The sequence below is a fragment of the Sphingopyxis sp. H053 genome (assembly GCF_001468225.1).
Lineage (GTDB): Bacteria > Pseudomonadota > Alphaproteobacteria > Sphingomonadales > Sphingomonadaceae > Sphingopyxis.
In genome coordinates this window covers 88394-111803 of record NZ_LNRU01000006.1, presented here as the reverse complement: position 1 = coordinate 111803, position 23410 = coordinate 88394, and the positions used below count along the sequence as shown (strand labels likewise).

Below are 23410 nucleotides of genomic sequence, written 5' to 3'. Positions count from 1 at the left end.
GGGCCGAGCGGCTTCGCGATTCCAATAGACACCGAACCCGCCGCCCGGCCCGGACGAAGGTCGATGCCATTGGTCTCGCCCAAGCGGTCTCCCGCTTCCACCGCACCACGACCTCTCGGCCGAGTATGTTGACACGGTGGCCCGTCGCGAACGACGGCTGGCTACTCCCCAGATGACGGAGGCGCGTTAGACGGCTTGGCCGCGGGTTGCAAGCCTTCCGATGCGGCCGATGCGGCAGCGTCGGACTTGGCGATGTCGGCGTCCATCGCCTTCGCGCGCGCCTCGATCTCCTTCGCGGCCTTGTCGTAGCGTTCCTCGAAACGCGGCTCGTCCTTGCACGCCGCGAGCAGCAGCAGCGGGACGAGCAGGACGGCGGCGCGCATCAATAATCCTTGCGGTAACGGATGCTGAGGTTCGATCCGCCCGACCCACCCGCCTGACTGAGCAGAGACAGCGCCGGGGTCAGGCTGATTTCGAGCTGCGTCGCCGTATAGCCGCGCGCGTCGGTGATCACCTCCAGATAAATATCCTTGGTGATATATTGCCCGGCCGCCAGCGCCGCGCCGCGCCCGACGGTGTCGTCGGGACCGAGCACGCGCAGCCGGTCGATTCCCGTCGCCGACTGAAGCGAGCCAAGCGGGCTCAATCCGCCGCCGCTGCCGCTGAGCGTGTTGAGCGACGAGGCGAGTTGCACCGCCTGTAGCGGCGACAGCGTGGTGATCGAATCGCCGAACAGGATGCGCGAGACGATTTCGTCCTGCGGCAGCCCGGGAACGCTCGAGAAGGCGATCTGCGGGTTGCTCGCGCGGCCCGTCACGCTGATGCTCACCGTCACCGTCTCGATCGTATCGCTCGCGAGCAGGCGGATCGCGGGATCGAAGGCTTCGCCCGTCGGGAAGGTTACCCGGCCCTCCTGAAGCTCGAACGAGCGCCCCGCAAAGCCGAGCGTGCCGCGGACCAGCTCGATTTCGCCCGTGACGCGCGGATCCTGCGTCGTGCCGCGCAGCACGACATCGGCCTTCCATTCGGATTCGAGCCCCATGCCGCTGACATAGATTTCGTCGGGCGCTTTCAGCGCGATATCAAGGCGGATGAGGTCGAACAGGCTGCCGCCGACCGCCGCGAGCCCGTCGCCACTGATCCGCTGGCGCCCCGCGGGCGGCTTGCGCCGTACCCCCGTGAGCACCGGAACCTGCGCCGCGCCCTCGCGAATGATGCGATAGCGCGTTTCGGGCAAGCGCAGGCTCCCCGACAGGAGCGCGGTCTGCCCCGCGACCTTTTCGAGCGTCAGATTGCCCGTCGCGCGCGCGGCGATATTCTCGCTCTTGGCGAGGCGCGCATTGTCGAGCGTCGCCGAGATATTCATCGGATAGCCGTCGGCCGAAGCAAGGCTGATATAGCCCTTGGCCTGGACGGTGCCGTCGCCGGCGGTCGCAGTCAGCTGCTCGATCTCCAGCCGGTTGCCGGTGAAGCGGCCGTTCACGACCATATTGGTCAGCCGCGTGCCATAGGTCTGGTTTTCATAGACCATGTCCTTGCCGCGAACGACGCCCTGCAGGCACGGATCGGACACGCTGCAGCTAAAATCGGCGGCGACCGCGATCGGTCCCGACACATGCTGCGTCGCCGGGCCGAAAAAGGAGTAGAGCGTGTCGGCGGGACCATTGTAGCGAATGCCGCCACCCAGCGGCGCCGCCATCAGCCGTTCGGTCCAAGTGCCTGCGCCAGCGCCGAGCGGGCGCAGCGATGCCTGCATTCGCCCGATGACGCTGCCGCGCTTGCGCATCACCGCGCGCGCCTCGCCGCCGTCGGCCAGCAATTTGCCGGCGAAATTGACGTCGACCGGCTGGCTGACCGACGCCGCGGTGGTGCGGGTGAAGTCGGTGATCGTCAGCCGCGCGTCGGCGCGCGGGAAGCTGTCCGAATTGGCCTGCTCGAAATCGAGGCTGCCCGTCGCGCGGCCGCCGAGCCCCATGTCGGGATAGACTGCGTTGAGGATCGCCATGTTGACGCGTTCGAGCCGGCTCTGGAGCATGATGCCGTCGCCGAAGCGCCCCGCAATCCGCGCGCGGCTGCCGCGGCCGAGGGTGATGTTCGTCGGCAAAAGTTCGTAGCCGTCGGCGCCGGGGATGATGCGCGCGGGCGTAGTCGTGCGGAAATTGATCCCGGTCGCGCGCCCCTGCACCGCCGCGCGCCAGAGCTTGGGCTGGAGGTCGGCGTTGGCGGCGATGCGGAACGGCACACCGCTCGTGCCCTCGACCAGCGCCTGTGCCTTGCCGGCGCCGCCGCGATAGTCGATCTTCACGCGGCCAACCGCGATATCATAGTCGCGGATCTGCGTGTCGGCGATCTGGATATCGGCGACGATATGCGGCGTGTCATAGAGCGTCACATCAGCATCGACGATTGCCGACCCGACCGCAAGTTTCGCCGCGCCGGGGAGCACGACATCATTGGCCCGGACGTTGATCGCCGCGGCCTGATATTGCCCCGCGGCAGTCAGGCGGACGAGACCGCCGAGCCCCTGCCCCGACGCGTTGAGCTGGCCGACGAAGGGTCCCGCGTCGCTCTTGACCAGCCGGCCGTTGAACCCGATCCCCGACAGGTCGCCGCGCTCGACATCGATCGTGAGCGGTCCTGACGCGGTGAGCAGCACGACGTCGGCCGACAGCGGACCGTAATCGGTGTCGCCGGTCGCCGCGAGGCGATAGCCGTTTTTCGCGCCGTTGATCTTTGCCACCAGATTGGCGAGCCCGATCCCGAGTCCCGGACGCGCGGCGGTTACGACCGCCCGAGGATCGGTGATCGTCCCGGCAAGCTGGACCCCGACGGGACCATAGTCGGTCGAATTCGCCCGCGCCGTCAGCCGGATCTGGCCGTTGGGCGCATAGCTCCCCTGCCCGCCCGTGACCCGCAGCCGCGGCGCCGACATCCGCAGATTGGCAAAGCGGATCATGCCGTCGGTGCCATAGCGCACGTCGCTTGACGCGGTCGCATTGCCGCCGAGGAAATCGCGCACGCCCGAGTTGAACAATTTGGTCGAGCGCGCGCGGACGCGGCCGACGATCTCGAACCCGCCGCGCGGCGCGGTCTTCAGATCGGCGTCGGTGTCGATGTCGAAGATGCCGACGCTTTCGATGCGATAATCGTTGATCCGCCCGTCGATCGCGCCCGTGTAAAAGCCCTTGTTGAGATCGGCGATGATGATCGCCTTCGCATCGATACGCGGCGAGCGCAGGCGCAGATTGTCGCTGAGGATACGGCCGTTGCTGTAAGCCAGGTCGCCGTCGAGGCGCACCTGCACCAGCGTGCCGCCCGCGACGGTATCGAGCCCGCGGATGCGCGCTGCGCGGCCCGCGACGGGGATGACGATCTGGTCGGCGTCGACGCGCGCCTTGCCCGCGAGGCTGATCCCCTCGACGACAATGTCGTTGAACGCGAGGCTGTTGGCATCGGCGCGATAATCGACCGTCGGCAACGCGAAGGCGCCGTCGAGCGTCGCCGTCGCGCGCAGCCCGTTCGCCCGCACCGCCGGGGCAATCGCACTCGGGCGGAGGATATTGGCCGCGAGTTTCAGCCCTTCATAGCGGCTGTTGCCAAGGTCAATGCCGCCGCTGATCCCGAGCTGCGCGGCATCGGACGACAGCCGCCCGTCGATCGCGGCCTTGCGCTCCTCAAGCCGCGCGGTCAGGTCGATCGCGGTTTCGGTGCCCAATATCTCGGTCATCGGCCCGGTCAGCAGCCGCGAGGCCTGCGCCGTCCCCTTTGCGGCAAACGTGCCGTCACGCCCCGTAAGCGCGACGCGCGCGAGCGGCGCCGTGCCGAGGTTCGCGGTCAGATTGCCGTTCCACGCCTTCCAGTCGCCGCGCCCGTCGAGCTTCGCGGTCAGCGTTTCCTTGAAGCCGCCCATCGCCGCGAGCACCCCGCCCTGCGGCGCGGTGAGGTCGAGCTTGATCGCGAACCGGTTCGCCTCGGGCACCGCGTCGAGCACCAGCTTCAGCGCATCGCCCTGTCCGCCGCCGCCCGCGATCGTTTCGGCATTGGCGGTGACCTGTGCACGGCGGTCGGCAATCGCGATCTTGCCGCTCAATTTCGCGACCTGACGCTCGCCCGCCACCGGGGGCTCGAAAACGAAACGGTCGACGCGCACCAGCCCGACGTCGATATCAAGATCGGGGAGCAGCGGCTCGCCGGTGTCGGGAACGACCTTGAACTCGGGCAGCTTGCGCATCGTCATCGTCGCGGCGGTGGCCGAGCGGACATCGACATGGTTCGCCAGATAGCGGATCGGCCGCCAGTCGACCCTGACCTCGGGCGATGCGATGAACACACCCTTGGTGTCGGACAGCGTGAAATTGCGGATGATCATCTGGCCATAAAGCGAGCCGTCGAGCCGGCCGATGCCGATCTTCATCCCGTTTTCGAATTCATATTTCTCGATCTGGGTGACGACGAAACGCCGTCCGGCGTCGCTGTTGAGCCCGACGAGGAACAGTGCAAACAGCAGCACAAGCCCGAGCAGGGTCAGCCCGACCCAACGCAATATGGTGAGCGGCCACGAGCTCGAGGCCTTCGCCGGCGCGGCTCCCTCTTCGGCGAAAGGCGCGTCGTCCGCCATCAGAACGCCTGCCCGATCGAAACATAGACGCTGACGCGCGCCTCACCCGGCTTGCGCCCGATCGGGGTCGCGATGTCGAAACGCATCGGGCCGAAGTTAGTGTAATAGCGCGCGCCGATCCCCGCGCCGAAACGCAGATTCTGGAAGGTCGGCGCCGATGAGCGATACACCTGCCCGGCGTCGACAAAGCCGACGACACCGAAATTGCCGAAGCGATAGCGCGCCTCGAACGCCGCCTCGGCGACGCTGCGGCCGCCGATCGGGTCGTTGTTCGGATCCTTTGGCCCGAGTTCCTGATAACCAAAGCCGCGCACCGAGCCGCCGCCGCCTGCATAAAAACGCCGCGACGGCGCCAACTTTTCGCGCGCCGCACCAAGGATCGACCCGACGCGCACCCGCCCCGCGACCACGATGCTGTCGGTCACCGGATAATAGCCGCTGACGTCGGCCCTGAGGCGCGCATAAGGTGAGAAGCTCCCGGCGAGCGAGCCTTCGGGCTGGATCAGCGAGGTGATGCGGAAACCCTTCGTCGGGTCGAGCAGGCTGTCGGTGCGGTCCATCCCGACCTGTCCCGTCAACCCGAGGATGGTGTAGAAATCGTACGAGCGCGTGCCCGTCGTGAAATCATAATCATCCTCGCGCGTCGCGATCAGCTCGGCGCCATAGGCATAGGTGAATTTCTTCTGCCAGATCGGCGTCGAATCATAGCTGACGCGCACGCCCACACGGCCCGTGATCGCATTGAAGGCATCATAATTGCTGCGCGTAACCTCGGTGACGAGCTCCATTGTGCGGTCGCGGCGTCCCCAGTTCGAGCGGCGCAGCGTCGCCCCGATCCCCTGTTCCTGCGTCCCCAATACACCGCGGAAGGTCAGCGCGCCTTCGGGCGGCAGAAGGTTGCGATGCGTCCAGCTGCCTTCCAGCCTGATGCCCTCGCCCGTCCCATAACCCGCGCTCGCAGCCAGCGTGCGCGGCGGGCCAGCCTGCTGGGTCACCAGCATCGTCACATATTCGGTATCGTCGCCCGCGCTTTCGCCCGTCGGCTGAGGTTCGGCGGCGACGGTCGCGAACAGCCCCGTGGCGACCAGCGCCTGTCGAAGGTCGTCGACCATGCGGCTGTCGTAGAGGTCGCCGCGCTTGAAGCGCGCGAGCACCTCGACATGCTCGGCATCGAAAGCGAGTTCGCCCGTCGTCTCGATCCCGCCAAAGCGCGATCGTTTGCCGATATCGACGGGCAAGGTGTAGACGCCGTCGCCCGTCGCGCCATCGAGCAATATGTCGCGCTGCCCGACCTTGGCGAACGGATAGCCTTCCTGCGGCAGCTTGAGCGCGATCGCGGCTTCGGCACCCTGGATCCGCTGCGCGACGATCGGTTCGCCGACCGCGAGCGGGAAATTGTCGGCGATCAGGTTCGGCGGGACCGTCGGCGCGGCGTTGATGACGATATCGGCCAGCGTGTAACGCTTGCCCGGCTTCACATCGATGACGGCGGTGATCGACCGGCGCTGGCCTTGCTGACCTTGCTCGCCCTGCTGGCCTTCCGGCCCTTCCTGCCGCTCGCCGCGGTCGATCCGCGTATCGACGACCGCATCATAATAGCCCTCGGACGCGAGGATACGGTGCATCAGCTCGCCGTCGGCGGTCAGGCGCGCACGGATCATTGCCGTATTGTCGGCCTTGCCGTCGCCGTCGTACAGCGCCGACAAGTCGCCGAACAGATCGGCTAGGTCGACATCGGTGCTATCGTCGGCGGCGTCCAGCCCGTTGAGCTTGACGGTATAGGCGACGCTGACATTGTCCTTGTCGTCCTCCGCCTCGGCGAACTGGACGGGCTCGACGTCGAAGTTTTCGAGCGGCGGCAGCGGGGCCGCAAGCTCGCTATCGCTTATGGGAGCGTCGCCGATCGCCTCGACAGTATCCCCATCGGCCAGCGCCGGCACGGGAACGCCATCCACCTGCGGCGGCTGCGTTTCGACCGTCGCTTCTGCGGTTCCCTCCGCGGCCGGTTTTGCGCCTTTCGCGGCGTCGGCCGCCTGACGTTTTTCGAAATCGGCGATCGATTCCAGCGGGCGGTCGAGCTCGGCGTCGTCCTCGGCGCTGATCGGCGGGATCGCCTTCTCGAACTCCTCATCCTCGATGATCGGCGCCACTTCGGGCAGCACGGCATCGGGCGGGGGTGGCGAAGGCGCTGCGATCGGGTCGGTCTTGGTGGTTTCGACGGTCCGGACGACCTGCGGCGGTTCGACTTGCTGGGCATGGGCAGCGCCGGCCCAGGCGAGGCAAAGAAAAGAGGTCGCACCGATCAATAGCGGCCGCACCCGCGAGGATCGGCTGCCTGACGATACACAGGAATTTTCAGATTTTTTCATTCGCTGGCCACCGGTACGCACTTGTGGCTTGCGAGATATGGCTGTGCAACCCGTTTCTCCCCATTTGACAAGCTAACTCTCCGACAATGGGACAGTTCCCGGCGATGCGGCGAGTTGCGGCGATGGAGAAAGCTCAGGAATCGGCGCCGAACAGGTCGCGGCTGTAAACCTTGTCCGCGACATCGGCGAGGTCGTCGGTCACGCGGTTCGCGATGATGACGTCGGCCTCGGCCTTGAATGCGGCAAGGTCGCGGATCACGCGTGAGTTGAACAGGCGATCCTCCTCGACCAAAGGTTCATAGACGATCACCTCGATGCCCTTGGCCTTCACGCGCTTCATCACGCCAAGGATGCTGCTGGCGCGGAAATTGTCCGATCCCGCCTTCATCGCGAGACGGTGAATGCCGACAACGCGTGGGGTCCGCTTGATGACTTCGGACGCGATGAAATCCTTGCGCGTGGTGTTCGACGACACGATCGCCTGGATCAGATTCTGCGGCACTTCCTGATAGTTGGCGAGCATCTGCTTGGTGTCTTTGGGCAGGCAATAGCCGCCATAGCCGAAGGACGGGTTGTTGTAGAATTGCCCGATGCGCGGATCGAGGCACACGCCCTCGATCACCTGACGCGAGTCCACACCATGCGACGCGGCATAGGTATCGAGTTCGTTGAAGAAGGCGACGCGCATCGCGAGATAGGTGTTCGCGAACAGCTTGATCGCCTCGGCCTCGGTATTGCCGGTCTGCAAAATCTCGGCATCGGGTTTGAGCGACCCTTCGAGCAGCAGCTGCGCAAATTCCGCCGCGCGCGGGTGCGTGTTGCCGACGATGATGCGCGAAGGATGGAGATTGTCGTAGAGCGCGCGTCCCTCGCGCAGGAATTCGGGCGAAAAGACGATCGCGTCGCTGCCATGTTCGGCGCGCATCCGCTCGGTAAAACCCACTGGCACGGTCGATTTGACGATGATCAGCGCGCCCGGCGCCTTCACCAGCGCATCGGCGATCACGCTCTCGACCGTCTGCGTGTTGAAATAATTGGTGTCGGGATCATAGTCGGTCGGCGTTGCGACGATAACGAATGCCGTGCCCGAATAAGCCGCATCGCGATCGGTCGTCGCGATCAGGTTCAGCGGCTTGTTCGCCAGATAATCCTCGATTTCGGGATCGGCGATCGGCGATTGCTTCGCATTGATCTGCTCGACCTTGCGCGCATCGATGTCGAGCGCGATCACCTCATTGCGCTGCGCCAGCAAAACAGCGTTGGAAATACCGACATAGCCCGTGCCGACGACTGTGATTTTGACGGACGGCGCATGCGGCACATTTGCTGGGGGCAATGACTTATCCTCTGATCGATGTGGCGCCGTCCCTAGCAATTGCGGCGCAGCGGCTCAACCATGGCGGGCGTCAGGTGCCGCAGAAGGTCTTGTAAGGGCCGGCATCGGCGGGGCCCGGCGCGGCGAACCGCTCGTGTCCCGGCCGCAGCGCATAGGGATCGCGCACGACCTCGAGCAGTTCGAGCCACGGCGCAAGGTCGCCCGCCTCCGCGGCGTCCAGTGCGGCTTCGACCAGATGATTGCGCGGGATGTAGAGCGGGTTTACCGCGTCCATCGCGGCGGCATGTTCCAACGGCCCCGTCGCCTCATGCGCGATCCGCTCCCACCACAGGGCGATCCACGGCGCCATCGCGTCGGGGGCGGGAAGCAGGCTTTCGAGCATCGCGCCGTCGCCGCGCAGCAGCATGGCGAGCGCACGAAAGAAGGAGGTGAAATCCACCTCATGTTCTTCGAGTTCGTCGAAGAGCGTATCGATGAGTTCGCCGTCGGCGGTGCCCTCGCCGGCCAGCCCCAGCTTTTCCCGGACCCGCGTGTGCCATATCGCGCGGAAACGGACAGGAATCGCATCGACCAGTGCCTTCGCCGCGTCGACATCGCCGGGCGACACCCGGTGGATCGCGGGGAGCAAAGCCTCGGCAAAACGCGCCATGTTCCAGTGCAATATCTGCGGCTGGCGGCCATAGGCATAGCGGCCGTTGGCGTCGATCGAGCTGAAGACCGTGTTCACGGCAAAGCGATCCATGAAGGCGCACGGGCCATAGTCGATCGTCTCGCCGCTGATCGCGACATTGTCGGTGTTCATGACGCCGTGGATGAAGCCGACGCCCAGCCACTGCGCGACCAGTTCGCATTGCAGGCCGATCACGCGATCGAGCAGCGCAAGCGACGGGTTGGCTGCTTCGGCTAGCTCGGGGAAATGGCGGCGAATGCTGTAATCGGCAAGCTGGACGACATGATCGGCGCCGAAATGCGCGGCAAAAAACTGGAAGGTTCCGACGCGGATGTGGCTGCTCGCGATGCGCGTCAGCACCGCACCTGGATGCGCGCGTTCGCGCTGGACGCGGTCCCCCGTCGCAACGGCGGCGAGCGCCCGCGTCGTCGGGACGCCCATCGCGGCCATCGCTTCCGACACGAGGAATTCGCGAAGGACCGGGCCGATCGCGGCCTTGCCATCACCATTGCGCGAAAAGGCGGTCGGCCCGGACCCTTTCAACTGAACGTCGAACCGCGCCCCGTCGGGAGCGACGATTTCGCCCAGAAGCAGCGCACGCCCATCGCCGAGCTGCGGCGAAAAATGCCCGAACTGGTGCCCGGCGTAGGCGAGCGCGAGCGGATTGGCACCCTCGGGCAGCGCTTCGCCCGAAAACAGCCGCGCCAGCTGATCATCGCCGGCGTTCGATGCGTCGAGCCCGAGCGTCTCCGCGAGCGAATGATTGAAAATCAAAAGCTTTGGCGCAGAGGGCTTCGCGGCTTCGGCAGGCGCGTAAAAGCCCTCCATCGAATCGTAAAAACTGTTGTGGAAAGCGAAATCCATGGATTCTATGTCGAGCCTCGACATCATAAATGCAAGCGCACCGAGCGACAGTCCATCGGGCGGCTCTCGGCGGCTATCGCCGCAGGATCACGGCAGATCGAACAGCGCGATCATCCGCTCCGCCACGTCGTTCCAGTCGCGCGGTATAAGCGCCAGGCGCGCCGTGTAATCGGGCTGCCAGCCTGCCGACAGCCGCTGCTTAAGCTCGGTGATCGCTTGGTCGAGCGCGCCGCTGTCCATGGGATCGAAATAGATCGCCGTATCGCCGCACAGCGACCGGGCATAGGGCAGATCCGCTACGACGATCGGCAGGCCGAGGGTCATCGCCTCGACAAGCGGCAGACCATAGCTTTCGGCGAGCGACGGAAAAAGGAGTGCATCGGCACGATGATATTGATCGCGCATGCCCTCTTCCCCCTGAACGCCAATAGGCATCAACATGCCGGGCTGATCAGCTCCCTCAGGGTCCAGCGTCACGACGATATGGACATCCTCGCGGGCGCCGAAATCGCTTGTATAACGATTCAGGAGTGCGTGATTTTTGTGCGGATAAGCGCTTGCAGGATAGAATAGCCGGAGCGGCCGTTCGCCGTTCCATTCGCCCCACTGCTTCCGCGCGGCGACAGAAAGCCATCGGGGTGCCGGCTGCGGAATGACGCTGATACGCCCATCGAGCCCCGGGAAATTATCGCGTAGCTCATTGCCGACGATATCCGACTGCACGATCGCGCGATGGATATATTTGGCGTTGCGGCGAAACAGCCAGCGGCTGACCGCGACCTTGGCATTGCCCGATGCCGATCCCGTATCGGCGCCCGAGACCATATGCAGCCGATGGACCAGCAAAACCTGTTTCCCGGGGATCGCCAGCGGCAGATCGCCCAGCACCAGCATGTTGCCATCCACCGGGTAATAGCGCGAGGTAGAGAGGCATTCAACGACACGCGACGCCGCATTTGGGAGCCGGCGCGCGATCTTTGCAGCCGATAGCCCAAGATCGGCGGCAAGCCCCGCGAGCGGCCCGCTTTCAGGGACGAATATGGTACCCAGCCTGTCGCGGCCGACAGCAGCCAGCGCGGGAAGCAGCGATTGAACGAGTTGGGACGCGCCGAGCCCATGGATATTGGAAGCCGAGACATGGATCGGTCTCGTCATACGCGACGGGCCATATCCGCCGAGAAGCGCTTGCGCGTGATCGAAGGGATCGCAAGTTCACGCAGCCGATGAATGGCGTGCGACGGATTCTCCAACATCTTGCGAAAACGCGCGCCGCGCAGAAAAGTCATCACATCGCCATCGATCGGGGCGTTCAGTATATCGGCATGGATGCGCCGATAATCCGCGTCGAACCGCCGCTGATGGGCTTCGCCCGCCGCGCCGCCCGAAATGCCCCCGGGATATAGACGAAACGCGCCAAAGCGATCGTCGACGATGGCAAAGGGCACCTCGGCCGCAGCAAAGTCGGCGAGCAGTTCGTAATCCCACGTCGACCGGTTGGCGGCATTGAATCCGCCAACGGCGCGAAATTTATCCATCGCGAAGGAAAAACCCTGCTGAACGATGGTCGCAGCCCCGCTCGCCAGCGTGGCCTTGTCGTTGGCCGTCGGCAACAATTCGCGGTCGACGCTACCATCCCCGCCAACGCGCCACGCCCGGCCGAGAAGCAAGCCGATGCCGGGGTGATCGGCCCACTGCCGCAGCAAGGCATCGATCGCACCCGGCACCATAAAATCGTCGCTGTTCAGAAAATAGCCCACGCGCCCGCGTGCGGCGGCGAAGCCCTTGTTGAGGCCGTCGGCCGGCCCGTCGTCGGGGTCGAGTATAACCGTATCGATGCCTTCGCGATACTCGGCGATGATATCGCGGCTGCCGTCGGTCGAGCCAGGATCGACGACAATGAATTCGACGGCATCGCTTTTTTGCGAAATGACCGACTTTAGAGCCTCCGGAAGATAGTCGGCCTGATTGAACGACAGGGTGACGATCGACAGAAACGGCTCTTTTGCCGCCTCCCCCGTCTCGCCGTCAGGCGAAGACGGGTTTGACATCGCGGTTCCAATCGACGCTGGGGTGGTCGAGTTCCGCCAGTGGCAGATCATGTTCGCTCAACACCTCGTCAGGCGCCAGCAAGCGCCGGGCCATCAAGGAAAGTTCGATGAAGGAAGAATAGCTGCCACTGTCGTTCACACCAAAATTATTGGCGTGAAAATGAACCAGCACAAAGTCTTCGTTCATCGCGGCGATGAATTTTTCCAGTGCGTCGATATGCTGATCGATCAAATGGAATTCGATCACGCAGGCCACGAAATTTTGCCGGTTCGCCACGATGGCGTCGAGGATTTCATATTCCGCCCCCTCGATGTCCACTTTCAGCAGAACATCCTTGTCCATACCGGCAAGTTGCATCGCCTTTTCCAGCCCGACCATGCCCGGAGCATGGCCGATACCAATCTGGAAATGGCGCCGGGCCGTGCCATCGAAAAAGCGGCGATAGGCAAACGGAAGCGGAAGTTTTCGGCGACGGTCGGCTTGCCCCTGAAGCACGCCGCGCACCAAATGGGTCGCCGTCCGGCGGAGCCAGAAACGCCAGTTAACCGTGTGATCGAAGATGGCGATCTTTGCCGCTGTGCGTTCGTGGATCCACGCCTCGAAGCTCCAGTCGTCAAAAAGCCCCATGCCAAGCACGCCACGCACCTCGCTCAAAACGCGGCGCGGGAGGACGTAGCCGCCGTCGCCCGCGCTGCCGGCGCGGATCAGATCGGCGGGTGCCGCCGGACGCAGCCAGAGCGGATAATTGTCGGGGGTGCTCATGCCAAAGCTCCCTGCTTTATAAACAGGCCATCGAAAAACAGCACGTCGCCGTCGCGGCTCAATACCTGGTCGAAAGTGCCGCAAAAGACAAAGCCCAGCGCGCTGAGTTCGGCGTAAATATCGCTGAACCGCGACGTGCCTTCATATAGTTCGCTCACTTGCACCTCGACGATACACGCGACAGCGGAAGCGAGAGTTTTGCGGCCGCCGCGAATGACATGGGCCTCGTAGCCCTGCGTATCGATTTTCACCAGCAGGTCGGGCGTGAGCGCCAGTTCGGGGGCCACATCATCCAATCGCTTGATCTTCGCAACGCGCTCTTCGGTTCGTTCGAGCTGCGGGAAAGCCCGAATATTCGTATCGGTCTGTTCCAGAAACGAGGATGATGCCTGAAAATCGACGTTAACGAAAAACGTCAGTTCGGCGTCTTCTTCGCCGAGCCCGAAATGATGGGGAATGATCCGGCCGCCGCTTGCCGCGGCCCGTTCCGCAAGCAAGGGAAACGCATCCGGCGAAGGTTCGAAACAATGGATCGTCGCACCGGGAAAGGCGGGCGCGAGGATGTCCTCCGCGAATTCGCCGCGCAATGCGCCGATATCGAGGACCGTCTTGATCGGAAGGCGCGTCAACCCGCCCCATGTTTCATTTGCCTGCTGCCATTTGGGCACGATGGCATAACCGAGACGGTCGAACACCGCCTTCGTCGCACGCGACGGCCACCGGCCGCGCCACCTGTCAACTATCTTGCTCATGGGTGCTAATTACATTCCTTGGCTTCGCTGGAGGCAACATGATCGATGGTGCCGGCGATGGCTATCAAACTGTTCCAGGGTGTCAAAATGACGACGATCAGGCCCATCAGCGCCGTTCCGGCACCAGCGGTTATCCACGTCGGCACAATGCCGGTCGCGGCCATATACAATTGACCGGTCAATACCAAGAGCGTCAGCACAGCCAGCCACAGACTTTGGCGGAAGGACGGACGAGACAGGCTGGAAGCGGCCCTGGCCGGCCTGTCCGCCATGACGAACAGCAGCCAGGACGATATCACAACGCCTGTCATGGCGCCCGTAATCGCGCCGAGAAACCCACCCAACTGGCCGCCCAGGAAACCCAGCAGCACCATGCCGCCGACCATCACGATATGCGACAATGTCAGCACGCGTAGATTTCGGCGTCCGAAGAGCATGAAATATTCGGTCGAAGCGACGAGATTGGATAGCCAGCCAATCGCCAGGATCGCGGTGATCAAGGCTGCGTCGATGCTCGTCTGCTCGATGAATATCCACCCCGCGAGATAGGCGCCGCCGATTGTCGCGCTCAGCATCGTTACGCTGAGCGGTACGATCATCGCGCGCGAATGGTCGAACAATCGGCGCTGCTCCTCCTCCGTGCCGAACGCAGTACGCGCGAAGGCGGGGACCATGGTCTGGCCGATGGAGCCGATGAAGGTTCGGGGAATCTGGCACAGGCGCGACGCGAAATCGACGACACCGACGCTGGCGAGACCGCCGAAATGGTTGGCGATCAGGCGCAGGATCGGCTCGGTCAGCAATTGCATCGCGCCGAGGCCGATTGCTTTCGATCCAAAACCCACAAGTTGGCGGACCATACGGCCGTCGAACAAGCGAAACGCCTGCCCGCGCATCATGCCGAAGTGAAAAACGAACAAGGCGAACAACAGCATTGCGACGCCCTGGATGATCTGGGCAATCACCATTCCGACCAGGCCATAGGTCGGCGCGAGCAGTAAGGTGCCGGCCAGGAAAATCAGACTGCCGCCGATCGTCTGGATCGCTTTCAACTCGGGCCGTTCAAATCCCAGAAAGCCGAGTTGATAGATCCCGCCCACTGAATTGAGCCAGAAGCTGATCAGCATCAACGGCAGAATGTCGATGAGCAGCAGCTCCGCCGAATGATCGACGGCCAGACCAAGCCCCCACCACAGGAGCGGCGCGGCGAGGAGCGTTACGACGGCATAGCCTCCGGCGCCAGCCGCCGCTGCGGTCGAGACATAGGTGGCCGCAGACGCATCGCCGTCGGTGACACGGGCCTGCGCCACGAATGCGCTGACGCCGCGGGACCATACATCGACGCTTCGCGCAAAAGCCATGACCGAGCTGACGAGCGCCCAAAGCCCCACGGTCGCAAGATCGGTAATCCGAACGATGACCGCATAGGTGAGAAACGCCAGCAACGCGTTGATGAAGGTTTCTGACAGGACGATGCCGGTCCGCGACTTGACGCCGGTCCACAAGGCTTTCATCGGCGCATCGCTATCTTCGCACGCGACGGCCGCCGTGCCGGTTGGCGCGTCATCCGATCCTCGACAATATCCGGTCGGCAACAGAGTCCCAGCCGTGCCGATCGAGGACGACCCGCTGCCCCGCCTCGGCCATCCGTTCCAGATCGGCTTGCGGCGTCGCATAAGCCGCCAGAACCGCCTGCGCCAGCGCCGTGGGTTCGGCCTTCGCAATCAGGAAGGCGTTGCGTCCATTGTCGGTCAATTCGGGAAGCGCGCGATGATCGAGCGACACGACAATCGTCCGCGACTTCATCGCTTCCAGATAGACCTGTCCCCAGGGATCGCCCAGCATCGGCTGGGTCAGGAACGAGGCGCCGTGAAATTTCGCTACCAGATCATCCCACGGCAGGAAATCATGGGCGGTGACGCCAGGGATACCGCGGGCGCGTTCGACGGCATCCTTGCTGCCGATCAGCGTCAGCCGCGTTTGCGGGCGCCGCGCCAATATCTCCGGCCAGGCTTCAAGCAGCAGGTCGCCGCCTTTGTCCGAAAACTGATGCTTGGCGACGAACAAGATGTCGCCGTCGGCATATGTTTTTACCCCTTCGAACGGGGGGATGGGTCCGCTTCCGCAACCGACCGCAAAAACCCGGTCGCGCGCGACGCCATAATGGTCGACGACATCGTCCGCGACATGTTGCGAAAAGGGAAGAACATGCGCCGCGGCGGCGAATGCCGCGCCGTCGAGCGCATCGATCATTGCGGCGGCGCGCCCGGTAAAACCGGGGGACATGGGCGTCTGCTGCAACAAATGGACGGTGTCGTCGATCCAGATCGAATAGGGAATATTCGTCGGAGCGGGCGCGTCGATCGACGAAGTACAGAGGATATGATCGACCCCCGCCTGTTCGGCGGCCGCGGCGACCGCGCGGCTGCGCAGCGCGCGAATGGTGTCGAACCGCGAGATATCCTTGACGGGCAAGCCCCGCGCCACGTTGCAGGCGGCCGCCAGCGCCTTGCCCGCCTTGCCGACGACGCGACTGTCGAACGGCACGATGTCGACGCCCTTTGCCGCCAGCGCGCGCGCCACGTTGGACGGCGCCGAAGACCATGTGCGGCTGTCGAGGGGATCGCCCATGGGCGATGTGAGCAGAAGGCGCATCAATTGTCCGTCTGTGCGGCTTTGGCGGCGGCGGCCCGGGCATTCGCGAGAAAGGTCAGCACGAATGTCAGCAGCGTAAGCCGGAGCGCCATATCCATGCGGTGCGGGCCAGGCGAGAACAGCACGTCCCATATCGTCGTGCTGGCGATGAAAACGACCACGGGGGTGATCGGATGCCGCCAGGTCATACCTTGCATGATCGCCAATATGCTAACGATCAGCACCACGAGCCACGACAGGCTTGCAAAGAAACCGCCATCAACCCAGGCACCGAAATAATGGCTATGGCTGGGAAGCCCGCCTTCCCATTCCTGATAGAATGTATTCCGGTAGATGGTGCTAAAATCGACGCGCGTACGCCAGTTGGCCGTCAGCAAGTCAATATAATAGCCCCAGATGACTGGATCATATGCGGTCGAGCCCCAGCCCAGCACGGGCCGTTCGGCTATGGCGCTCACCGCAGCCGCCGTTTCGGGGCGGGCCGTCGCTGCGAGACCATAATTGCTATAGACCTGCACTTCGGTTCGCTCCTGAACCTCCGCAGGCAATAGCCGTTTTTCGGTTGCCAGAATGATCGAATAATAGCCGGCCGCGATGCCCAGCGACAATATGCCGATGACGATGAGAAACCGGCGCGCCGTCACCTTGGGCGCGATCGGCTTGCCGAAAAACGAAGCGTAGAGGGAGGCCAGAAAAGCGAACAGCGTGAAAATCGCGATCGAACGGCTGCCCATAACGATGTTCAACGCCGCGACCGGCAGCAGCGCGGCCACTGCGACCGGATACAAGCGGGGCAGCAAACTGAGCCCCAGGCAGGTTGCGAGCGTGAACGCCCATCCCAGGCCAAGCCGCCATGCGTTGTCCTGATAATTTTCGGCGGCACTCGTGCCGACGAAATAAATGAAGACCCACGACAGGCAATAGCCGCCCAATATCCATCGCAAGCGGGTCCATTCGGCAAGCGACAAGAGCTTGCAGGCAATGAATAGGCCGATGAAGATGACATAGGTCCCGACGCGCTTGATCGTGCTGTCGGCATAGACGCCGTTGACCATGTCCGACAAAATTTGACTGAGCGCTGTAACGATGAAGAGAATGATCAGGACTTTGGTCAACCGGTCGACAAAAGCCCACGCGCGGTGCGCATTGACGAACAGGAAGATCAGGACGGCCAACTCGACATAGCGCAGCTGTCCGAACAGTTCGAACGCCGGTCCATAGAGGGCGAACAACATGAAGGCGGCAAGGTTCGACAACAGGCCGCTGCGCTGCAACAGCCCCTTGCCGACTGCTCCCGCACCCGTCGCTGGATTATCGGCCGGAAGGCCGGCCGCAGCCGTGTTCACACCACTCGTCATCGCAGCGCCTGCATCAGAATGACCACCGCTTCAATGATTGCTTCCCACAGGAAATTCTTGAAAGATCGAGGTGCGTATTGCCGACCGCCATCAGCGCGACACCTTTGCTTTGCGCCGCTCGGCGCAGAATCCCGCCTCGCCATTTTTCCGCATCCGACGACACCCGGCCTTGTCCTGTCATCTTACTCACTCATGCACTCGCTGACGCAGCAATAAAGCAAGCGATCGGGTCGACCGACGGGCGGCCATAGGCAGCCGCGACTTGCAGACTGGCGCCCGCTTGTCAACGCCGCTTGCGGTAGCCGGAACCGGCGACCCCGTCCACAACGAGCGGCCGCCTTTTCCCGCCCGGGCACACAATACAAAGCGCCGGCATAGCCACCTGACAGGGCAATTTGCCTTGCCAGCATTTGCCGATGCCCATAAAGCGACCGGCGATGCCCACCTCACGACCACCCAAAATCAGCGTGATTACCGTCTCTTATAATGCTGCCGGCACAATTGCAGAAACAATAATATCGGTGGCGGCGCAAGACTATTCGCACGTTGAACATATAGTCATCGATGGCGCGTCAAATGACGATAGCGTCGCGATTGCTGAAAAACATCTTCGCCCCGGCGGCATCATCCGGTCCGAACCTGACAAGGGACTTTACGACGCGATGAACAAGGGCCTCGCCCTTGCTTCCGGGGACATCGTCGCGGTGTTGAATGCCGACGACCATTTTGCCCATTCGTCGGTCCTGTCCGATATCGCCGCCCGTTTTGAGGCATCGGACAAGGACGCGGTTTTCGCCGATATCGCCTTTTTCAACCCGGACAATCCGGACAGGATCGTGCGGCGATATCGCAGCGACCGCTTTCGCCCCGAACGGATCGGCTGGGGCTGGATGCCCGCCCATCCGGGGATGTTTGTGAAGCGCTCGGTTTATGAAAAGGTCGGCGGCTATGACATCGGCTATCAGATCGCGTCCGATTTTGATTTTGTTGTTCGCGCATTCGGCCGACATCGCTGCACATATGAATTCACAAACGAAATTGCCGTTCTGATGCGCCCGGGCGGGATCAGCACGGCCAACTTCGCTGCGCGCAGGATGATCAGCCGGGAGATGCTGCGCGCGTGCCGGACCCACGGAATTCGATCGAACTGGTTGATGCTTCTGTCGAGATATCCGGCCAAGGCGCTGGAGTGGCTGCGATGAAGGTAGCGGTTAGCGGGGCTCGCGGCTTTGTCGGCAGGGCACTGGTTTCGCGGTTGCATGTCGCCGGGCATGAGGTTCTTGAGCTGGTCCGCGGCGAAGCATCGGATCCGACGGCTTTTTCGATTGGCAACCTGGCGGCTCCGGTCGATGTCCCGCCCCTGCCGGCAATCGACGCGATTATCCATCTGGCAGCAATTTCGACAAGCAGCGCCGCAACCGAAGCGGAACGCGAAGCGGCCTTTCACGACACCAATGTGGAGGGAACATTGAAGCTTGCGAGAGCGGCTGTCGCGGCGGGCGCAAAGCAATTCATCTTGCTCAGCAGCATCAAGGCGATGGGGGAACAATCGGAACCGGGCGAACCTTTTGGCGCATCGACGCCGCCCCGTCCCGAGACGGCTTATGGCCGCTCGAAATGGCTTGCCGAGCAAGAGCTCGCCAGCTTCGCCAGCGGCAAGATAGACTATACGATCGTTCGCCCGCCGCTCGTTTACGGCCGCGGCGCGAAGGGCAATGTGGCGATGCTGGCAAAATGCGTCGATCGGGGCATCCCATTACCGCTCGCCGGAGCGAACAATCGCCGTTCGCTGATTTACAACGATAATTTGGTCGATTTCCTGACCTTTTGCCTGACCAGCCCGAACACAAAAGGTCAGACTTTTACCGTTTCGGACGACCGCGCCGTGTCGCTTGCCGAAATCATCGAGATGATCGCGACAGCGAAAGGGAAGCCCGCGCGCAATTTCGCCTTCCCCACCCGCTGGCTGGAAGCCGCCGCGAGACTTGCTGGCCGGCAGGATGCCTATCGCAAGCTGTTTGGCAGCCTGGAAATTGATGCCGGCGAGGCGCCCAGGCTTAGCGGATGGCGACCCCCTTTCACCATCCAGAGCGGATTTTCCCGAACTTTCGGCGAGCCCTAACCCCGCGTTAAACGGGATTTCCTGTGTCCGGGTACGCATCGAGAAACCACTGATAGGTCGATGCGATGCCATCGGCCAGCCCGATGCGCGGAGTCCAGCCAAGACCGCGCAGCCGGTCGGCACTCATCAGCTTGCGCGGCGTGCCGTCGGGCTTGGAGCTGTCGAACACCATGTCGCCAGTGAAACCGACGGCATCGCGCACCATTCCGGCGAGTTCGGCGATGGTGACATCGTCACCCGACCCGACATTGACGTGAATATCGCCGGAATAATTCGACAGAAGATGCACGCACGCGTCGGCGCAATCGTCGGCGTGCAGGAATTCCCGCCGCGGGGTCCCCGTGCCCCATATGGTCATGGCCGGATCGCCCGCCAGCTTGGCCTGATGCGCTTTGCGGATCAGCGCCGGCAGGACATGGCTGCTCTGCAGGTCGAAATTGTCCCCAGGGCCATAGAGATTGGTCGGCATGGCCGAGATATAGTCGCGGCCATATTGCCGACGATAAGCCTGGCAAAGCTTGATGCCCGCGATTTTGGCGATGGCGTACCATTCGTTCGTCGGTTCGAGCGAGCCCGTCAAAAGCGACTCTTCGACGATCGGCTGTTCGGCAAATTTGGGATAGATACAGCTCGACCCCAGGAACAGAAGCCGGTCGACATCGGCGCGGTGGGCCGCTTCGATGCAATTGGTCGCGATCACCAGATTCTGGTAGAGAAAATCCGCCGGATAGGTGTCGTTCGCCAGGATACCGCCGACCTTGGCAGCGGCAACGATTACGACATCGGGGCGCTCGCGCGCCATCCATTCGTGGATCGCCTTCTGGTCCGACAGGTCGACGACATCGCGGCCCGCGAGCAGGAGGTCGCAATTTTCCTGCTGGAGGCGGCGCACGATGGCGCCGCCCACCATGCCGCGGTGTCCCGCGACAAAAACGCGTTTGCCGGCAACCGAAAGGTCTGTCACTTCCCCGCCGCCTTGCGCTCACGTGCTTCGGCGAGATCGGCTTCGACCATTTCGCGCGCCAACTCACGCGCGCTGATGCTGTGCTTCCAACCCAGCTTTTCATTCGCCTTGGTCGGATCGCCGATCAACAGCTCGACTTCGGTCGGACGGAAATAGCGCGGATCGATCTCGACCAGGCAACGGCCGGTTTTCTTGCAATAGCCCTTTTCGTCGACCCCTGTGCCTTCGAAACGCAGTTCGATGCCGGCGTCGGCGAACGCCCACTCGACAAAAGTCCGGACATGGGTCGTCTCGCCGGTTGCGAGGACATAGTCGTCGGGCTCGTCCTGTTGCAGCATCATCCACATCCCGAGAACATATTCACGGGCATGCCCCCAATCGCGCTGCGCATCGAGATTGCCCAGATAGAGCTTTTCCTGCTGGCCTTCGGCGATCGCCGCTGCCGCGCGCGTGATTTTGCGGGTCACAAACGTCTCGCCGCGGATCGGCGATTCATGGTTGAACAGGATCCCGTTCGACGCGTGGATTCCATAGGCTTCGCGATAGTTCACCACGATCCAATAGGCGTAGAGCTTGGCTGCGGCATAAGGCGAGCGCGGATAAAAGGGCGTGGTTTCACGCTGCGGCACTTCCTGAACCAGGCCATAGAGTTCGGACGTCGACGCCTGATAGAAACGGCAGCTTTCCTGAATGCCGAGAATGCGGATCGCCTCGAGCAGGCGCAGGGTCCCGATCCCGTCGGCATTCGCCGTATATTCGGGTGTTTCGAAGCTGACCTGCACATGGCTCTGCGCGGCGAGGTTGTAAATTTCGTCCGGCTTGGTTTCCTGGATGATACGGATCAGGTTGGTGCTGTCCGTCAGGTCACCATGATGCAGGTGGAACCGGGCGGAATCCTGATGCGGATCCTGATAAATATCTTCGATACGGCCGGTGTTGAAGGATGACGACCGCCGCTTCAGGCCATGAACGACATAGCCTTTCTCAAGCAGAAGACGCGCCAGATAAGCGCCGTCTTGCCCGGTGACGCCTGTAATGAGTGCAGTTTTGGTCATATTCTCTTTCACCAGTTTTCGGGGGAGTTTCGTCCACGCCGGATCATATTGTCATTCGAAGAGGATTTAGCCGCCGGTACCTTTTGACGCAGCATCGCCATTGCCTCTTCCCGCTACAGTTTGCCACAAAATTTCGATGTCTCTGCCCAGGCTCCACGCGCCCAGATAGGCCGCGTCGGCTTCCGCCAGCCGATGGGGATCCGACATGTCGAGGCCGGCAACTTGGGAAACGCCGGTGATCCCGGGCTTGATCGCCAGCACCCCGTGCCGCAGTCGCTCTTCGGTCAGCACGACTTGCGATGGCAGGTGCGGGCGCGGGCCGACGAGCGACATGGTGCCGTTGAGCACATTCCACAATTGCGGCAATTCATCGACCTTCAGCCGGCGATAGATGCGGCCGCTTTTCAGCAATGTGGCGACGCCGACTTCATGCGACGCGCCTTCCCGTGTTCCAGGCGACATCGTCCGCAATTTCAGGATCGAAAAGGGGATGCCATTCCGCCCCACCCGAACCTGCCGAAAAAACGGCGATGCGCCGGCTTCGAACAAGATCGGGATGGCCGCGATCAGACAAACAGGGATCGCGACGGGCGCCAGCCCGATCGCCACCAGCAAGTCGAACAGGCGTTTGCCAGGATGATGGCCGACATTGCCGGCGGCCGAGCTATCCGTGATCATCGATCGACATCCGGGATCAAGGCTTGGCGGCGGCAACCGGACGGACGGATATATCGGATACTGTCCACTGGCTGCTGCTGCCCGAACTATCGACCCGTGTTTGCAGAGCGACGTTCTGAACCGTGCAACCGGCCGGCACCGTGAATGTCACCGCGAGCTCGCGGTTTTGCGACCCGGGGCGCTCGGCGGGCGCCGCCCCGATTTCCCGGCGCTGCAATCCCGGACAATCGATCAACCACGACAGTCCATCGCGGCTCTTGTCGCGGCGCGCGTCCCTGCTGCCGTCCGACGGACTTTCTTCGCCGTTGTCGTTGGTCGCTTTCCATCCCAGACGATATTGACCGGGGGCCAGGAACAAGAGTTTGCTCGCCACCGTTCCGCTCGTGCCGGCTTCGGCATAGGCGACCATCTCGGCCTTGCCGGTTCGCGATAGTTCCGCCCCGATGGCGCCATCCGACTGCAGCCACCATGTTACCGGACGATAAGGCGTCTGCTTTGCCGACGGCAGCGCCATCGATGTCACCGCCGCGCGATCGGCGCCGGGAAGACGCGGATAGAGCTTCCGCACGATCGCATACTCACCCTCTTGAGCTAACCGGCTCACGACCTGGTCATAGTGCAACCGCTGCTGCACGGTGTCGGGCAGCGAAGGAACCTCGGACAGAAACTGCCCATAGAAACGGATCGGAGGCGTATTGCTCAGGATCGCGCCACCCAATCGGCCGAACCAGGGATTGTCGCGGTTGGCATAAGGGATCATCCCTTTGCGAAACTTGGGATCTGCCAACGCAAGCCCCATATGCTCCATGTAACGAGCGCTCGCGACCGGCATGCTCCGCAGCAAGGCGTCGAAATGCTCGAGCGCCGCGGCCATGTCGGCGCGCTTGGCTGCATCGTCGATGAGCAGGCTTTCGGTCACCCCGTCACGGCGCGAAAGTTTGTGCGAAAGGCGCAAAAGCCGGATCGGCTGCGCGTTGCGGGGATCGGTCGAGCCGCCAGAGGCCAACGCAATATTGCGCACAGCGGCAGGATTCAGCGGAACAAGATTGATGGCCGCGCGGGCAAGCCGCATGGCCTGGCCCTTGTCATTGAGCACATTGTCGCGCCCGAAGTCGGCGATCACCGGAGCCTGAAGCGCCTGGGTGGCGCAGAACGCCG

At 62.9% G+C, this 23410-nt stretch carries 19 protein-coding genes and 1 riboswitch; of the genes, 2 read left to right on the top strand and 17 right to left on the bottom strand.

Annotated features, from left to right (window positions below; genetic code table 11):
• Nucleotides 1-5: 5 nt before the first annotated feature.
• A riboswitch (yybP-ykoY riboswitch) is annotated at nt 6-183 on the bottom strand.
• The 13 genes from ATE70_RS12960 to ATE70_RS24870 all read right to left on the bottom strand — a co-directional run bounded on the left by ATE70_RS12960 (nt 162) and on the right by ATE70_RS24870 (nt 17623).
• Entirely contained in the window at nt 162-383 is a 222-nt protein-coding gene (locus ATE70_RS12960) for a hypothetical protein (protein ID WP_058538328.1), read from the bottom strand. (Overlaps the previous riboswitch by 22 nt.)
• On the bottom strand, nt 383-4618 hold the full coding sequence (locus ATE70_RS12955) for a translocation/assembly module TamB domain-containing protein (RefSeq protein ID WP_058538327.1): 4236 nt from the start codon (nt 4616-4618) through the stop codon (nt 383-385). Before ATE70_RS12955 ends, ATE70_RS12960 begins: the two co-directional genes overlap by 1 nt.
• Entirely contained in the window at nt 4618-6936 is a 2319-nt protein-coding gene (locus ATE70_RS12950; RefSeq protein WP_331458520.1) for an autotransporter assembly complex protein TamA, read from the bottom strand. Before ATE70_RS12950 ends, ATE70_RS12955 begins: the two co-directional genes overlap by 1 nt.
• Nucleotides 6937-7120: 184 nt before the next feature.
• Nucleotides 7121-8323 carry a nucleotide sugar dehydrogenase gene (locus ATE70_RS12945; RefSeq protein WP_231732687.1) on the bottom strand — a complete coding sequence of 401 codons (1203 nt, stop codon included), beginning with the start codon at nt 8321-8323 and terminating at the stop codon, nt 7121-7123.
• A 70-nt stretch (nt 8324-8393) separates the two neighbouring features.
• Nucleotides 8394-9857, bottom strand: a complete 1464-nt coding sequence (locus ATE70_RS12940) for a protein adenylyltransferase SelO (RefSeq protein WP_058538324.1) — start codon at nt 9855-9857, stop codon at nt 8394-8396.
• An 87-nt stretch (nt 9858-9944) separates the two neighbouring features.
• The gene (locus ATE70_RS12935; RefSeq protein WP_058538323.1) at nt 9945-11012 is read right to left on the bottom strand and encodes a glycosyltransferase; all 1068 of its coding nucleotides are present in this window, start codon (nt 11010-11012) and stop codon (nt 9945-9947) included.
• Nucleotides 11009-11905 carry a glycosyltransferase gene (locus tag ATE70_RS12930; protein WP_058538322.1) on the bottom strand — a complete coding sequence of 299 codons (897 nt, stop codon included), beginning with the start codon at nt 11903-11905 and terminating at the stop codon, nt 11009-11011. Before ATE70_RS12930 ends, ATE70_RS12935 begins: the two co-directional genes overlap by 4 nt.
• Nucleotides 11883-12668 carry an FkbM family methyltransferase gene (locus ATE70_RS12925; RefSeq protein ID WP_058538321.1) on the bottom strand — a complete coding sequence of 262 codons (786 nt, stop codon included), beginning with the start codon at nt 12666-12668 and terminating at the stop codon, nt 11883-11885. The genes ATE70_RS12930 and ATE70_RS12925 overlap by 23 nt, the downstream gene beginning before the upstream one ends.
• On the bottom strand, nt 12665-13363 hold the full coding sequence (locus ATE70_RS12920; RefSeq protein WP_197411456.1) for an FkbM family methyltransferase: 699 nt from the start codon (nt 13361-13363) through the stop codon (nt 12665-12667). Before ATE70_RS12920 ends, ATE70_RS12925 begins: the two co-directional genes overlap by 4 nt.
• A 62-nt stretch (nt 13364-13425) precedes the next feature.
• The gene (locus ATE70_RS12915) at nt 13426-15015 is read right to left on the bottom strand and encodes an oligosaccharide flippase family protein (RefSeq protein ID WP_156422302.1); all 1590 of its coding nucleotides are present in this window, start codon (nt 15013-15015) and stop codon (nt 13426-13428) included.
• Complete coding sequence (locus tag ATE70_RS12910; protein ID WP_171013359.1) at nt 14984-16051, bottom strand: glycosyltransferase family 4 protein; 1068 nt, start codon at nt 16049-16051, stop codon at nt 14984-14986. The genes ATE70_RS12915 and ATE70_RS12910 overlap by 32 nt, the downstream gene beginning before the upstream one ends.
• Before the next feature lie 23 nt (nt 16052-16074).
• The gene (locus ATE70_RS25200; RefSeq protein WP_197411455.1) at nt 16075-17433 is read right to left on the bottom strand and encodes a hypothetical protein; all 1359 of its coding nucleotides are present in this window, start codon (nt 17431-17433) and stop codon (nt 16075-16077) included.
• A gap of 13 nt (nt 17434-17446) precedes the next feature.
• Nucleotides 17447-17623, bottom strand: coding sequence for a hypothetical protein (locus ATE70_RS24870; protein WP_156419619.1), 177 nt, complete (start codon nt 17621-17623; stop codon nt 17447-17449).
• A 226-nt stretch (nt 17624-17849) separates the two neighbouring features.
• Here ATE70_RS24870 and ATE70_RS12900 point away from each other — a divergent pair, with 226 nt between their 5' ends.
• Nucleotides 17850-18635, top strand: a complete 786-nt coding sequence (locus ATE70_RS12900; protein ID WP_331459071.1) for a glycosyltransferase family 2 protein — start codon at nt 17850-17852, stop codon at nt 18633-18635.
• A complete protein-coding gene (locus tag ATE70_RS12895) occupies nt 18632-19555 on the top strand; it encodes an NAD-dependent epimerase/dehydratase family protein (RefSeq protein WP_082639866.1) in 924 nt (307 codons plus the stop codon). The genes ATE70_RS12900 and ATE70_RS12895 overlap by 4 nt, the downstream gene beginning before the upstream one ends.
• A 7-nt stretch (nt 19556-19562) precedes the next feature.
• Here ATE70_RS12895 and fcl read toward each other — a convergent pair whose 3' ends face one another.
• From fcl to ATE70_RS12875, 4 genes are all read right to left on the bottom strand, one after another.
• Nucleotides 19563-20519: a GDP-L-fucose synthase gene (gene fcl, locus ATE70_RS12890; RefSeq protein ID WP_082639874.1), complete on the bottom strand. Its 957-nt coding sequence runs from the start codon at nt 20517-20519 to the stop codon at nt 19563-19565.
• The gene (gmd, locus tag ATE70_RS12885) at nt 20516-21574 is read right to left on the bottom strand and encodes a GDP-mannose 4,6-dehydratase (RefSeq protein ID WP_058538595.1); all 1059 of its coding nucleotides are present in this window, start codon (nt 21572-21574) and stop codon (nt 20516-20518) included. The genes fcl and gmd overlap by 4 nt, the downstream gene beginning before the upstream one ends.
• Nucleotides 21575-21640: 66 nt before the next feature.
• Nucleotides 21641-22252: a sugar transferase gene (locus ATE70_RS12880; protein ID WP_058538314.1), complete on the bottom strand. Its 612-nt coding sequence runs from the start codon at nt 22250-22252 to the stop codon at nt 21641-21643.
• A gap of 16 nt (nt 22253-22268) precedes the next feature.
• Nucleotides 22269-23375: a hypothetical protein gene (locus ATE70_RS12875; protein ID WP_156419618.1), complete on the bottom strand. Its 1107-nt coding sequence runs from the start codon at nt 23373-23375 to the stop codon at nt 22269-22271.
• Between the last annotated feature and the right edge of the window lie 35 nt (nt 23376-23410).

Coding starts and splice junctions, on each gene's coding strand:
- ATE70_RS12960 (WP_058538328.1), bottom strand. CDS start 383: ATGCGCGCCGCCGTCCTGCTCGTCCCGCTGCTGCTGCTCGCGGCGTGC.
- ATE70_RS12895 (WP_082639866.1), top strand. CDS start 18,632: ATGAAGGTAGCGGTTAGCGGGGCTCGCGGCTTTGTCGGCAGGGCACTG.
- ATE70_RS12935 (WP_058538323.1), bottom strand. CDS start 11,012: ATGACGAGACCGATCCATGTCTCGGCTTCCAATATCCATGGGCTCGGC.
- ATE70_RS12940 (WP_058538324.1), bottom strand. CDS start 9,857: ATGGATTTCGCTTTCCACAACAGTTTTTACGATTCGATGGAGGGCTTT.
- gmd (WP_058538595.1), bottom strand. CDS start 21,574: ATGACCAAAACTGCACTCATTACAGGCGTCACCGGGCAAGACGGCGCT.
- ATE70_RS25200 (WP_197411455.1), bottom strand. CDS start 17,433: ATGACGAGTGGTGTGAACACGGCTGCGGCCGGCCTTCCGGCCGATAAT.
- ATE70_RS12900 (WP_331459071.1), top strand. CDS start 17,850: ATGCCCATAAAGCGACCGGCGATGCCCACCTCACGACCACCCAAAATC.
- ATE70_RS12955 (WP_058538327.1), bottom strand. CDS start 4,618: ATGGCGGACGACGCGCCTTTCGCCGAAGAGGGAGCCGCGCCGGCGAAG.
- ATE70_RS12930 (WP_058538322.1), bottom strand. CDS start 11,905: ATGTCAAACCCGTCTTCGCCTGACGGCGAGACGGGGGAGGCGGCAAAA.
- ATE70_RS12925 (WP_058538321.1), bottom strand. CDS start 12,668: ATGAGCACCCCCGACAATTATCCGCTCTGGCTGCGTCCGGCGGCACCC.
- ATE70_RS12880 (WP_058538314.1), bottom strand. CDS start 22,252: ATGATCACGGATAGCTCGGCCGCCGGCAATGTCGGCCATCATCCTGGC.
- ATE70_RS12910 (WP_171013359.1), bottom strand. CDS start 16,051: ATGGGCGATCCCCTCGACAGCCGCACATGGTCTTCGGCGCCGTCCAAC.